We start from the raw sequence: 12,655 nt of genomic DNA, 5'->3' as shown, positions 1-12,655 counted from the left end.
CTAATATGTTTTTATTGAAAGCCTTAAAATAGGGGCCTATACTGGATCCCGTATCACATAAATAGAAAGTTTATCGATATTAACGGGAGCAGGATGCTTCCCGTTTCACCATGGAAGGCCTTTCGGCAAGGGTTATCTCCCTTCCTCTGTTCTACGTCGGATAGCAGCTTCACGGATTTTCCGTGAGATTTCTCACAATGCCAAAAAAAGCGTCTACGCTGTTTTAAGGTTCTGATCACTTGGGCGTGATGGAGAAGCTATGAGTTCATCGTGTATAGAAGAAGTAAGTGTACCAAATGACGACTGGTACCGAATTACAGCTGAGTTGCTCGGTCGTGCGGGTATTGAAATTAATGGCCCCGCTCCCTCCGATCTACGGATAAAAAACCCCCTCTTTTTTAAGCGCGTGCTACAGGAAGGGTCTCTGGGGTTAGGTGAAAGTTATATGGACGGCTGGTGGGACTGCGAGCGTCTGGATATTTTCTTCCACAAGGTGCTGCGCGCCGGGCTGGAAAACCAGCTTCCCCGCCATCTCAAAGATACGCTGCGTATTGCTGCCGCTCGCCTGTTCAATCTGCAAAGTAAAAAACGTTCCTGGATAGTCGGCAAAGAGCACTACGATCTCGGCAACGACCTCTTTAGTCAGATGCTCGACCCCTATATGCAATATTCCTGCGCTTACTGGAAAGAGGCGCAATCTCTGGAAGAGGCTCAGCAGGCTAAATTAGATCTTATTTGCCGTAAGCTACAGCTTGAACCGGGGATGCGGGTGCTGGATATTGGCTGCGGCTGGGGTGGTCTGGCCTATTACATGGCAAAAAATTATCACGTTAGCGTGGTTGGCGTTACCATTTCTGCCGAACAGCAAAAAATGGCCCAGCAGCGGTGTGAGGGATTAGACGTCACTATTCTGCTACAGGACTATCGCGACTTACATGATAGTTTTGATCGCATTGTTTCCGTCGGTATGTTTGAGCACGTAGGGCCGAAAAACTACGCCACCTATTTCGATGTCGTCGACCGGAATATGAAAGCGGACGGTCTTTTTTTACTGCACACCATCGGTTCAAACAAAACGGACCTGAGCGTCGATCCGTGGATCAATAAATATATCTTCCCTAACGGCTGCCTGCCGTCGGTACGCCATATTGCAAAAGCCAGCGAAACGCATTTCGTGATGGAAGACTGGCACAATATAGGCGCCGATTACGATACCACGCTGATGGCCTGGTACGAGCGGTTCCTCGCCAGCTGGCCGGATATCGCCGATAACTACACCGAGCGTTTCAAGCGCATGTTTAGCTATTATCTGAACGCCTGCGCCGGTGCCTTTCGCGCACGCGATATTCAGCTATGGCAGGTGGTGTTTTCTCGCGGTGCCGAGAGCGGCCTGCGCGTGGCGCGCTAGATCCTGACCTGCACTCAACATGCCTGCCGGTGTCATCACCGACAGGCATTTTTTTCTCCATCCCGTACTTTTTTCCGCAATAGCGGGCTTTCAACGATGAGAAATGGCGCCGCTGAAATCGGCGAACCGCAGGCTGCGGCCGGGAGCTAAACGGCAGCCCCATCGTAGCGAGCAGCCCACGACTATGACTCTTGCGTCGCCTTTTGGACGGCCTCTTTCGCGGCCAGCACCCGCTCAACGGTATCGACCACCGCCTGCGTCTGCGGGTCAATCTCGATATTGACCCGATCCCCCAGCTTTTTCACCCCCAGCGTGGTGCGCAGCAGCGTTTCCGGAATCAGGTGCACGCAGAAGCGCGTTGGCGTGACTTCGCCAACCGTCAGGCTAATGCCGTCAACGCCGATAAAGCCTTTATACAGAATGTACTTCATCAGCGCCGGGTCCTGGACCTTGAACCAGATCTGGCGGTTATTTTCCGAGGTCAGGATCTTAACCACCTCTGCGGTGGTCATTATATGGCCGGACATCAGATGGCCGCCGATTTCATCGCTGAATTTTGCCGCGCGCTCAACGTTGACCACGTCTCCCTGACGCACGGCGCCGAGGTTGGTGATGCGCAGAGTTTCTTTCATCAGGTCAAAACTGATGCGCGCGCCGTCGATCTCGGTGACGGTCAGACAGCAGCCGTTATGTGCAACCGACGCGCCGGTTTCCAGTCCGTCGAGCATGTGCTCAGGCAGTTCCACCACGTGGGTACGAAAATTGGGCTTCTCATCGATGGACACCACTTTAGCGGTCCCCTGCACAATGCCAGTAAACATGCTTTGCTCCTGTAGAAATGGCTCACAATATATTAATCGGGAACAATAACAGGTGGTAAATAAGGTTGCCAGCACGCATCGTGCCCTACCATTTTTTCACTGGCTTAATGGCTAATCCTCGCTACAATAGACTGGCTAATCCCTCTGCTTTTTCTTCTTGCTGCCATTAACGGCGGCTTTTTTAGTCTCAAAATAACAACAATATAAAGGTGTACAGGTGCAGAAGTACTTCATTGAAGCGCGTCAGTTGTTAGCACTGGCTATTCCCGTCATCCTTGCGCAGGTGGCCCAGACGTCAATGGGCTTCGTCGATACCGTCATGGCGGGTGGCTACAGCGCCACCGATATGGCAGCCGTCGCCATCGGTACCTCCATCTGGCTGCCGGCGATCCTCTTTGGCCACGGCCTGCTGCTGGCGCTAACGCCGGTCGTCGCGCAGCTCAACGGCTCCGGGCGCCGTGAGCGCATTGCGCACCAGGTGCGCCAGGGTTTTTGGCTGGCGGGGTTCGTCTCGGTGCTGGTGATGGTGGTGCTGTGGAACGCCGGCTATATCATCAGCTCAATGAATAATATTGACCCGGCGCTGGCGGATAAAGCCGTCGGCTACCTGCGCGCGCTGCTGTGGGGTGCTCCGGGCTACCTCTTCTTCCAGGTTGCGCGTAACCAGTGCGAAGGCCTGGCGAAAACCAAGCCGGGGATGGTCATGGGCTTCATCGGCCTGCTGGTGAATATCCCGGTCAACTACATCTTTATCTACGGCCATTTCGGCATGCCGGAGCTGGGCGGCGTGGGCTGCGGCGTGGCAACGGCTTCCGTGTACTGGGTGATGTTTTTCAGCATGATCTCCTGGGTGCGTCGGGCGCGCTCAATGCGTGATATTCGGGGCTCCGAGGGGTTCAGCAAGCCGGATTTTGCCATCCTCAAGCGCCTGGTGCTGCTCGGGCTGCCGATCGCGCTGGCGCTCTTTTTCGAAGTGACCCTGTTTGCGGTGGTTGCGCTGCTGGTTTCTCCGCTGGGCATTATCGATGTCGCCGGCCATCAGATTGCGCTTAACTTCAGCTCGTTGATGTTCGTTTTACCGCTGTCGCTGGCGGCGGCGGTTACTATCCGCGTCGGCTTTCGTCTCGGCCAGGGCTCAACCCTGGATGCGCAAACCTCCGCCAGAACCGGCGTCGGCGTTGGCGTCTGCATGGCCGCGATCACGGCGATTTTCACCATCCTGATGCGTAAACAGATCGCCCTTCTCTATAACGACAACCCGGAAGTGGTGGTGCTGGCTTCCCAGCTGATGCTGCTGGCGGCGATATATCAGATCTCCGACTCCGTCCAGGTCATCGGCAGCGGGATCCTGCGCGGCTATAAGGATACGCGCTCAATCTTCTTTATTACCTTTACCGCCTACTGGGTTCTGGGACTGCCGAGCGGCTATGTGCTGGCGTTAACCGATATTGTCGTCCCGCGCATGGGGCCTGCCGGCTTCTGGTGCGGGTTTATTATCGGCTTGACCTCCGCGGCAATCCTGATGATGCTGCGGATGCGCTTCCTCCAGCGTCAGCCGTCGAGCGTCATTTTACAGCGCGCAGCGCGCTAACCGGCAGCGGTGCCCCGTTTTCGGGGCGCCGTTTCTCAGCGATAGCCGGGCCCGCGCGGGCCCAGCGCCTCTCTCAGCGCCTCGACAAAGCATTTGATTTTGGTCGTTCGTCGGCGTCCTGCCGGCACCAGCACATGCATCGGTCGCGAAGGGCCGGAAAACCCCGATAAAACCTGCACCAGCCTGCCCTCCTCAACCTCGACTCTCAGCACCTCTTCCGGCCCGAGGGTGATGCCGTGTCCGGCGAGAGCGGCGTTCATCAGCGCTTTCCAGTCGTTCGAACGAAAGCGCCCTGCGGGCTTAACCTCCACCGTGGCGCCCTCCCTGGCGAACTGCCAGCGGCAGGCGTTCATGGCCGACCAGTGGCCATAGACCAGGCAGGAGTGGTGCTGAAGATCCACCGGCGTCTGCGGCTCGCCGTGGCGCAAGATATAGTCAGGTGAGGCACAGGCTATTAGCCGGTAGGGGCGCAACGGCCAGGCGACCATGGTGCTGTCGGCCAGCTCGCCAATGCGAATAATCACCTCGAACTCCTCTTCTATCGGGTCGACGATGCGGTCGCTGAGGGTCAGCTCAACCTGAACCTCGGGGTAGCGGGCGAGATAGTCGGTGATAAACGTCGAGAGCACGTGTGAACCAAAGGTAACCGGCGCATTGACTCTGATAATACCGGAGGGAGTCGCCTTCATCTCCAGCGCCAGCGCGTCGGCCTCAGCGACTTCGTCGAGCACCACGCGGCAGCGCTCATAGTAGCTGCGGCCGATATCGGTCAGGGTTTGCCGCCGCGTCGTTCGCGCGATGAGCGAAGTGCCGAGATGTGCCTCCAGGGCCGCTACGTGGCGGGCAACCATCTGCGGCGAAAGCTGCAGCTGCTCGGCGACGGCGGCAAATGAGCCGGTTTCTGCCGCCTTGACGAAAACCTTCATGCTGGTGAGCTGATCCATGATTCACTCATTTGAGTTGTTTATCATGCAACCATCTTACGATTTATCTTCTGTGACGAGGGAATTAAATTTATTCCCTCAACGAGGCAATTTGTCAGGAGTTAAAGATGAAGATCGGAATAATAGGCGCCGGGTTTGTAGGACGTGCCATCGCTAAGCTTGCGCTGCAGGCCGGCCACGACGTGATGCTCAGTAACTCGCGGGGGCCGCAGACGCTGTTCAGCCTGCGGCCGATGATCGGCTGCCAGGTGGGCTGCGCGGACGAGGCTGCCGAATTTGGCGAGGTGGTGGTGATTGCCGTCCCCCTCAGTGCCGTCAACGCGCTGCCGGTCGCTGGCATTAACAACAAACACGTTATTGATGCGGTCAATTACTACCCCGAACGGGACGGCGACATTGCCGAGCTCGACTCCGGGCAAACCACCACCAGCGAACTGCTGGCGCGGATCCTGCCCGCCGCCAGAATCACCAAAGCTTTCAACGCCATCCCGATGACGCAGCTGGAAAGCGATGGCCTGGCCGCCGGGGCGGAAAATCGCCGGGCGCTGCCGCTGGCGGGCGATGACGAAGAGGGGAAAGCCATCGCCGCCGCGCTGTACGACGCCTTTGGTTTTGATGCCCTTGACGTCGGGCCGCTCAGCGAAGGATGGCGCTTTGAACGCGGCACACCCGCCTACTGCATCCCGATGAGCGAACGTGAGCTCGCCGCGACGCTTGCCCAAACGTCGCGCGGCTAATCACGACCCACTCCGCTAACGCTTCTTCGTTAGCGGAACCCCCTTATGCCCTCCCGCAGCCTGCGTCGTACATTCGGTTACCTGCCGATACCAAACACTCACTGAACTCGCGCCATGACCGGCATATAGTTGTTTCAACAGCCCCGCAGTGGGGGTTAACTGAAGAAACATTTTCGAGGATATCAGAATGAAAAAAGTATTAGCTCTGGTCGTTGCCGCTGCTATGGGTCTCTCTTCTGCTGCTTTCGCTGCTGATGCGGTAAGCACCACTCAGGCTCCGGCTGCTGCAACTCACAGCACCGTTGCCAAGACCACTCATCACAAAAAACATCATAAAGCCGCCGCCAAACCGGCTGCAGAGCAGAAAGCTCAGGCTGCTAAAAAACACAAAAAAGCAGAAGCTAAACCGGCCGTAGCCCAGAAAGCCCAGGCCGCTAAAAAACACCACAAAGCCGCAGCAAAACCTGCCGTAGCCCAGAAAGCTCAGGCTGCGAAAAAACATCACAAAGCCGCAGCAAAACCTGCCGTAGCCCAGAAGGCCCAGGCCGCTAAAAAACACCATAAAGCCGCAACAAAACCTGCCGTAGCCCAGAAAGCTCAGGCCGCTAAAAAACACCACAAAGCTAAACACCACGCTGCCGCTAAACCTGCTGCACAGCCGGCTGCATAATTACTCCGCTTAGTCTGGTATCGTAATAAATCGGCGCTGCTTCAGCGCCGATTTTTTTAGGAGAGCACTATGCTGCAACGCTATCGTTTTGAGCTCATTCTGATCCTGCTGATAATCTGTGCCCTCTTCACTCTTCGTCTTATATTTAAATAAAACTCAACGCTTCCATAAATTAAAAAAGGCCGCAACAGCGACCTTGTTCATATCAAAATACAAAAGCGTTACGCCGATACTTATTATTAAGTACGACGCGTCACTTCAAAGATCCCTGGCGCAACTTCAATCACCGCGAACTGGCTGTATGAAGTGCCGGTTGAGGTATACGGCTTCGCCTGTATGTCCCGGTCTTCAAGCTGCACTACCGCATTAATCCGCGTGAGCAGGCATAGCCCGCGGGCAAACGACTCCTGCGCCCCGGCCCGCAGGTCAAAATCGTCGGTGCTGCAGGCGGCATATTTTATCTCACCATGCACGCGATAGCGGGTGGTATTCACCACGCAGGCCTTCAGGTACGCGCCATCTATCTCTTCGTTTTTTAAATCCTGAACTTCCTGTGTGCTTATTTTCACTTCCCTTGATTGTTTAGTGAGTGCGAGAACCACGTTACGCTGTTAATAGCCATAAATTCGTGACCAAAATAAAACTCAAACCAGCAAAGAAGATAATCATATTAATATCGCACATAAGAAAAACCCACATCACAAATATCGCCAAAGCGAATACATTGACCACACAAATCATTATCGGTAGTTAATTACATTTAATTAATAAATATCGCGACAACACGCGCGCATCTTTTATCTATTTCACCCGGGATAAGAGTTAGCCGACGCCGGCTACCCGCCGCGCTCCCCTGTGCGTCCGCGACGGATTAACGATACCGCGTCCGCCCGCCAACAGGTTCTCTGCAGGCGAGGCGAAACGCCCCATCTCCCCGCTCGCCAGGGCCTACCGGGGCAAACTGGGCAAGAAATATCCTTTATCATCAGCAAAATATAGACAATATGAGTAAAACTTCCGCAATCGCGTCTGTTCTGCAAGAAAAGTGACGTTTGCCTCTTGCCACAACCTCTCCCTATCGCTAATATGCGTCCCCGTTGTCACCACAACATTGCGTTCATAGCTCAGTTGGTTAGAGCACCACCTTGACATGGTGGGGGTCGTTGGTTCGAGTCCAATTGAACGCACCATAAAGCGTTTATAGCTCAGTTGGTTAGAGCACCACCTTGACATGGTGGGGGTCGTTGGTTCGAGTCCAATTGAACGCACCATAAAGCGTTTATAGCTCAGTTGGTTAGAGCACCACCTTGACATGGTGGGGGTCGTTGGTTCGAGTCCAATTAAACGCACCAAATGCGTCCGTAGCTCAGTTGGTTAGAGCACCACCTTGACATGGTGGGGGTCGGTGGTTCGAGTCCACTCGGACGCACCAGATTTTCTTAATCTGGTGCATTTTCCTCGAAAGAAGCGCTTCCTGAAGCAGTTCAGTCCTACTCGACATCCCCTGTTCCACGACATCCAAATTCATTTAATACCCTACGCCTGATGCTAACCAGACATCCCAGATTCCAGTCCTGACCAGATCCGTCAGCGGCACGGAGCGTAGGTGCTTTTAGCGCCAGCAATCCGCCCGGCAAATGCTACGGACAAGTTGTTTTAGCTGACGGCAAAAAAGGCCGAAATAGCAAAATATCCCGGCCCGTGATTGATGATGCCTTAGAAATGCGTATTCACGCTCACATAGAACGTCCGCCCCGACTCGTTGTAGGTTTCCGCGCCGGCGCCATACAGATAAGCCCCGGTTGTCGAGTTCCCCGTCGTCTGCGCATTACCGGCACGATAGTGGCGAATATCAAACAAGTTATCCACGCCGCTGGTTAGACTCAGGTTTTTATTGACGTCCCAGGTCGCACTTAGCCCAACAATGCTGTATGGACTGACTTCGTTTAGCTCGCTTCCGGACACCGCCTCACCTTTATAGTTAAAGCGCTTCGGTTTCTGGCGGCCATACCAGGTGAAGGTGCTCTGTAAGGAGAGATCGTCGCGCACCTGCCAGCTAACGGTCGAGTTCAGCGTGAACTGCGGAATGACCGACAGGCGATCGCCGGTGGTCTTGTTCTTACTCTGCAGCATCCACGTCAGGTTATTGCTCCAGTTGACCGTTTCGCTCACCGGCAGGTTTAGCGAGCCTTCGAGCCCTTCTACCAGCGCCTTCGGCACGTTTTCCCATTGATAGATATTGGTCGTACCGTTGCTGGCCGTGCCTACCGCCGAGTAACCGGATTCAATCTTATTGCGGTAGTCGTTGCGGAACCACGTCAGCCCCGCCTGATAGCCCTCGTGCTTATACTCAAGACCGATCTCTTTGTTAACGCTGGTTTCGGCCTTCAGATCGCTATTACCCATCAGGTAACAGGCGGAACTGCTGGCGTAGCAGCCCTGGCCGTTACTGTACAGAATATAGTTCGGGTTGAGCTGGTAGAGGTTCGGCGCTTTATAGGCACGGGCAATCCCCAGTTTCAGCGTCCAGTCATCGGAGAGCCCCTGGGAGAGGTTCAGCGATGGGCTCCAGTTATTACCGACAATACTGTGGTGGTCAAAGCGCAGGGCTGGCGTCAGCATGGTGCTATCCGTCAGCGCGATATTGTCTTCGGTAAACAGCGAGAAAATTTCCGCGCTGGAGTACGGGCTGCGCCCGGTTGCCGGGGTGCCGTCGATGGAGCCATAGGAGAGAGACTGGGTGGTCGACACGCCATCCTTCATCCGCTGTTGGTTCCACTCGGTGCCCAGGGTCAGATTCTGCTCAACCCCGAGGGTAAACGGGATATTCACTTCACTGTGCAACAGCACGTCCGAGAGGTCGATATCCGAGAATTCGCTGCTGGAGAAGATGCCCTCCGTTCCGCCCGCCAGCCCTTCGCTCATCCGGGAGTTGCGGGTATGTTCATACTGGGCGTAGCTGTTGCTGGTCACGCCGTTATCCCAGCCGCCAGTCCAGGTCACGCCGTAGGTCTGGCGATAGAGGCGGTTGGTCTCCTTGCCGTACATGCTTTTCACCAGCGTGCTGGTGTTGGTGTTCTGCGTGTCGCCGGCATACAGGTTGCCCTGACGGCTGTAGCCGGTTTCGAACTCCAGCGCCTGCATCGGCGCAAACTCCCAGCGCAGCTTGCCGTGGATATCTTTATTCACGACGCCTTCGCGCCCTGCAGGATAGGATCCCGCATAGGTACCGGTTCGTGCCGCTTCATGACCGGAGTTAATATCCTGGGCATCGGCCTAGGTCTTGCTCAGGTTACCCCATAAATTAAAGCTGACCTCATCCGACAGCGGACCGTTTAGGCTGAAGTTCGTGCGCTTCGTCGAGCCCTCTTTACGGTGCTGAGGGGCGTTCATATAGGTATTCCAGGAACCATGCCACTCGCTGCTGGTCGGTTTAGTGACAATGTTAACCACGCCCCCCATTGCGCCATTGCCGTAGCGGGCCGCCGCCGGGCCGCGAATAACGTCGATATGGTCAATCATTTCCGCCGGTACCCAGCTGGTATCACCGCGCGTGTCGCGGTCTCCGCGCCAGCCATAGCGCACGGAGTTACGACTGGTCACCGGTTTACCGTCCACCAGTATCAGCGTGTTCTCAGGCCCCATACCGCGAATATCGACCTGGCGGTTATTACCGCGCTGACCGCTGGTGGAGTTGCCCGTCAGGTTGACGCCGGGCTGGGTACGAATCAGTTCGGAGACGTCGCGTGCGGGTGGATGTTTGCGGATTTCATCGGCAGTGATGGTGGAGACGCCGGGGGCCTGGAGAGTCTGCGCGGCCGCGGTAACGAGCATCGTTTCGTCGTGATTCTCCGATGCGGTTGCCGCAGCGGATTTCTTCGTTTCGTCTGGCGTGCTGTCGTCAGCGGCCTGCGCTGGCAACCCCACTCCCCAGATAGCCATGTGAATCAGCACGGCCAGCGAGTACTGCGAATAATGTTTCATGAAATATGCCCTGTTTTCTTTTTTTGCTGTCGGGGCACGCCTTCTTCATCCGTCAGATAAACAACGGCAGCAACCTCCAGGCACAGAACATCGTCTCTGATTTTGGCGTAAGCAGGCGCCTCCCGATGTTATATCGGGATATCAATTAACCCTTTTTGCCAAAAATAAAAATTCCGCCCTGGAAAAACGAAGAGACAAACGCGCCACGCTATTCTTTGAGAGCGTATTCCGAACAGCACCCAATAGGATTATTGTGCCGCCCTACGTTATTAAAAACGAGATTCATTATCAAGCCCATAATTAACTGGCAGGATGTAAATAAAAATAAAACAATAAAAACAGCAAGATACAAATAAACTCAAGATTTATTAATTACAGCCAATAAAATTCAATGAATTACATCCACATTAAATAAACACAATTTAATCATAATATACTCTAAATAATTCAAGTTGCAGGACGGCGGCAAGGGAGTGAATCCCGATGAGCTTACACCAGTAAGTGATTCGGGTGAGCGAACGTAGCCAACACACATGCAACTTGAAGTATGACGAGTATATAATCACAATCATTAAATTCTGGGCTTGTTTATTGCCGCAAGAAAAATACCGTCCGCGTTAATTATTAATTCCCCTCATCCCCATGATTTTCGGTTCCTCATACCGGGCAGGCTAACGCCGCGGAATTGACAACAACAAAAAATGATTTTAAGTCCCCTTTAATGAAAGGATGCTCCCGCCGCTTCAGCACAACTATTCGCTAGCAGATACAGGCACTTTACCGTTGCCCCGCGATCCTTCGTTTATACTTTGGTCCGTGCCCTTAGTTACACCTTCAGCATCAGCCAGATAACGGATGGCTGCGCCTAAAACAACGAGCCCATATCAATGAAGAAAATTGCGATTATCGGCGCCGGACCGACGGGGATTTATACTTTTCACGCCCTTTTACAGAACGCGATACCGCTTGCCGTCTCCATCTATGAACAGGCCGACCGGGCCGGCGTCGGGATGCCCTATAGCAAGGAAGACACCGCGCGGATGATGCTGGCGAACATTGCCAGCATCGAAATCCCCCCCATTTTCTCAACCTATATCGACTGGCTGCAGGGGCTGAGCGCTGAGCATCTGGCGCGCTACGGGGTGCGTAAAGAGTCTCTTCATATCCGCCAGTTCCTGCCGCGCCTGCTGCTGGGTGAATATTTCCACGACCAGTTTCTGCAGCTGGTGGCGACGGCCCGCCGGCGCGGATTTGAGGTCGCGATCCACGAATCCTGCCGGGTGGAGGATCTGCACGTCACCTCCGAAGGCGTGATGCTCTGCGCCCAGAGGGTTACAGAACCCGCGCATTTTGACCTTGCGGTTATCGCCACCGGCCACGTCTGGCCTGACGACGACACCACCCCGCGCGCCCATTTCCCGAGCCCGTGGTCGGGGCTAATGAGCGCGCGCATCGCGCCCTGTCGGGTCGGAATTATGGGAACGTCGCTCAGCGGCATCGATGCCGCCATGGCGGTTGCCGCGCAGCACGGGGAGTTTGTGGAGGCGGAGGACCGGTCGCTGAGCTTCAGGCTGGATCGCGGCAGCGAGGCGCTGGAAATGGTGATGATGTCTCGCTCCGGGATCCTGCCTGAAGCCGACTTCTACTGCCCCATTCCCTATGAGCCCTTAACAATCGCCAGCAACGAGGCGATTGCCCGGCACATCGCCGTCGGACCCGAGGGGCTGCTCGACCGGGTCTTCGCGCTGATGGCGCAGGAAATTGACGCCGCCGACCCGCAGTGGAGCCGGGAAATAGCGCTGCACTCGCTTAACGCCGACAGCTTCCACAATGCCTGGTTCGCCGCGCGCAGGAAGCGTGACCCTTTCCGCTGGGCCGAGGCGAATCTCATCGAGGTCGAGCGCAACAAGCGCGACAGGCGCACGGTGGCCTGGCGCTACGCAATCCTCAGACTGCATGAAGCGGTCCAGGCCATCGTCCCTCATCTCAACTCACGGGACAGCGAGCGGTTTAGCGCCGGCCTGGCGCGGGTATTTATCGATAACTACGCGGCGATCCCGTCGCAATCCATTCGTCGGCTGCTGGCGCTGCACGAGGCCGGCGTTATCAGCATTCTCCCGCTTGGGCCCGATTACGCCATCGCCATTGAGGATAACCTAACGGAAATTAGCGTTGGCCAGTCCAGGTATGCCTTTGAGGTCTTTATCGATGCCAGAGGGCAGAAGCCGCTGAAGACCAAAGACCTGCCGTTCCCGACGCTGCGCCAGCAGATCCTCGCCGCCGGGGACGCTATTCCCGACGTCGGGGAAGACTATACGCTGCTGGAGCCGGAGATCGTTCGCGGGCGCATTGCGTTTGGTGCGCTGCCCTATCTCATGCACGACCGCCCGTTCGTTCAGGGGCTTACGGTCTGCGCGGAGATCGGCGCCGCGATGGCTAAAGCCGCATCGCAGCCGGCAGCGCGCCCGCGGCGGTGGCTGCCGTTTATCGAGCGCTAGCC

Annotated in this window: 8 protein-coding genes, 4 tRNA genes and 1 pseudogene; 9 read left to right on the top strand and 4 right to left on the bottom strand. The window is 55.6% G+C overall.

Features of this window, described 5'->3' with window-relative positions:
* Positions 1 to 259: 259 nt before the first annotated feature.
* Positions 260 to 1,408: a cyclopropane fatty acyl phospholipid synthase gene (gene cfa / locus GVK32_RS14210; RefSeq protein WP_123708177.1), complete on the top strand. Its 1,149-nt coding sequence runs from the start codon at positions 260 to 262 to the stop codon at positions 1,406 to 1,408.
* Positions 1,409 to 1,590: 182 nt separating this feature from the next.
* Here cfa and GVK32_RS14205 read toward each other — a convergent pair whose 3' ends face one another.
* The gene (locus GVK32_RS14205) at positions 1,591 to 2,229 is read right to left on the bottom strand and encodes a riboflavin synthase (protein WP_041145922.1); all 639 of its coding nucleotides are present in this window, start codon (positions 2,227 to 2,229) and stop codon (positions 1,591 to 1,593) included.
* Positions 2,230 to 2,446: 217 nt separating this feature from the next.
* Between GVK32_RS14205 and mdtK the strand changes: the two genes are divergently transcribed.
* Positions 2,447 to 3,820: an MdtK family multidrug efflux MATE transporter gene (gene mdtK, locus GVK32_RS14200; protein WP_159870749.1), complete on the top strand. Its 1,374-nt coding sequence runs from the start codon at positions 2,447 to 2,449 to the stop codon at positions 3,818 to 3,820.
* A 35-nt stretch (positions 3,821 to 3,855) separates the two neighbouring features.
* Here mdtK and GVK32_RS14195 read toward each other — a convergent pair whose 3' ends face one another.
* Positions 3,856 to 4,764 (bottom strand): LysR family transcriptional regulator, encoded by a 909-nt coding sequence (locus tag GVK32_RS14195; protein WP_159870747.1) that lies wholly within the window; start codon positions 4,762 to 4,764, stop codon positions 3,856 to 3,858.
* 107 nt (positions 4,765 to 4,871) lie between these two features.
* On the opposite strand from GVK32_RS14195, the gene GVK32_RS14190 reads away from it, so the two are divergent.
* Both GVK32_RS14190 and asr read left to right on the top strand, forming a co-directional pair.
* A complete protein-coding gene (locus tag GVK32_RS14190) occupies positions 4,872 to 5,501 on the top strand; it encodes an NADPH-dependent F420 reductase (RefSeq protein ID WP_159870745.1) in 630 nt (209 codons plus the stop codon).
* A 187-nt stretch (positions 5,502 to 5,688) separates the two neighbouring features.
* Positions 5,689 to 6,171, top strand: coding sequence for an acid resistance repetitive basic protein Asr (asr, locus tag GVK32_RS14185; RefSeq protein ID WP_159880933.1), 483 nt, complete (start codon positions 5,689 to 5,691; stop codon positions 6,169 to 6,171).
* Between the two features lie 239 nt (positions 6,172 to 6,410).
* On the opposite strand, the gene GVK32_RS14180 is transcribed toward asr, so the two are convergent.
* A complete protein-coding gene (locus GVK32_RS14180) occupies positions 6,411 to 6,740 on the bottom strand; it encodes a hypothetical protein (RefSeq protein ID WP_159873617.1) in 330 nt (109 codons plus the stop codon).
* 544 nt (positions 6,741 to 7,284) lie between these two features.
* Between GVK32_RS14180 and GVK32_RS14175 the strand changes: the two genes are divergently transcribed.
* The 4 genes from GVK32_RS14175 to GVK32_RS14160 all read left to right on the top strand — a co-directional run bounded on the left by GVK32_RS14175 (position 7,285) and on the right by GVK32_RS14160 (position 7,603).
* A tRNA-Val gene (locus GVK32_RS14175) sits at positions 7,285 to 7,361 on the top strand.
* 4 nt (positions 7,362 to 7,365) lie between these two features.
* Positions 7,366 to 7,442: transfer RNA gene (locus GVK32_RS14170), tRNA-Val, on the top strand.
* 4 nt (positions 7,443 to 7,446) lie between these two features.
* Positions 7,447 to 7,523, top strand: a tRNA-Val gene (locus tag GVK32_RS14165).
* 3 nt (positions 7,524 to 7,526) lie between these two features.
* Positions 7,527 to 7,603, top strand: a tRNA-Val gene (locus GVK32_RS14160).
* 284 nt (positions 7,604 to 7,887) lie between these two features.
* Here the strand turns inward: GVK32_RS14160 and GVK32_RS14155 are convergent.
* Positions 7,888 to 10,113: pseudogene (locus GVK32_RS14155) on the bottom strand (TonB-dependent siderophore receptor).
* Between the two features lie 929 nt (positions 10,114 to 11,042).
* Here GVK32_RS14155 and GVK32_RS14150 point away from each other — a divergent pair.
* On the top strand, positions 11,043 to 12,653 hold the full coding sequence (locus tag GVK32_RS14150) for an FAD-NAD(P)-binding protein (RefSeq protein WP_159873615.1): 1,611 nt from the start codon (positions 11,043 to 11,045) through the stop codon (positions 12,651 to 12,653).
* Positions 12,654 to 12,655 lie beyond the last annotated feature (2 nt).

The sequence above is a fragment of the Klebsiella sp. 18074 genome, assembly GCF_902705905.1.
Classification (GTDB): Bacteria; Pseudomonadota; Gammaproteobacteria; order Enterobacterales; family Enterobacteriaceae; genus Klebsiella; species Klebsiella terrigena.
The sequence above is the reverse complement of the archived record's forward strand: the minus strand, read 5'-3'. Positions and strand labels throughout refer to the sequence as shown.

What these genes read in the sequence shown, in the direction of transcription:
- cfa (WP_123708177.1), top strand. Translation starts at nt 260, where the DNA reads ATGAGTTCATCGTGTATAGAAGAAGTAAGTGTACCAAATGACGACTGG.
- GVK32_RS14205 (WP_041145922.1), bottom strand. Translation starts at nt 2,229, where the DNA reads ATGTTTACTGGCATTGTGCAGGGGACCGCTAAAGTGGTGTCCATCGAT.
- GVK32_RS14195 (WP_159870747.1), bottom strand. Translation starts at nt 4,764, where the DNA reads ATGGATCAGCTCACCAGCATGAAGGTTTTCGTCAAGGCGGCAGAAACC.
- GVK32_RS14190 (WP_159870745.1), top strand. Translation starts at nt 4,872, where the DNA reads ATGAAGATCGGAATAATAGGCGCCGGGTTTGTAGGACGTGCCATCGCT.
- asr (WP_159880933.1), top strand. Translation starts at nt 5,689, where the DNA reads ATGAAAAAAGTATTAGCTCTGGTCGTTGCCGCTGCTATGGGTCTCTCT.
- GVK32_RS14150 (WP_159873615.1), top strand. Translation starts at nt 11,043, where the DNA reads ATGAAGAAAATTGCGATTATCGGCGCCGGACCGACGGGGATTTATACT.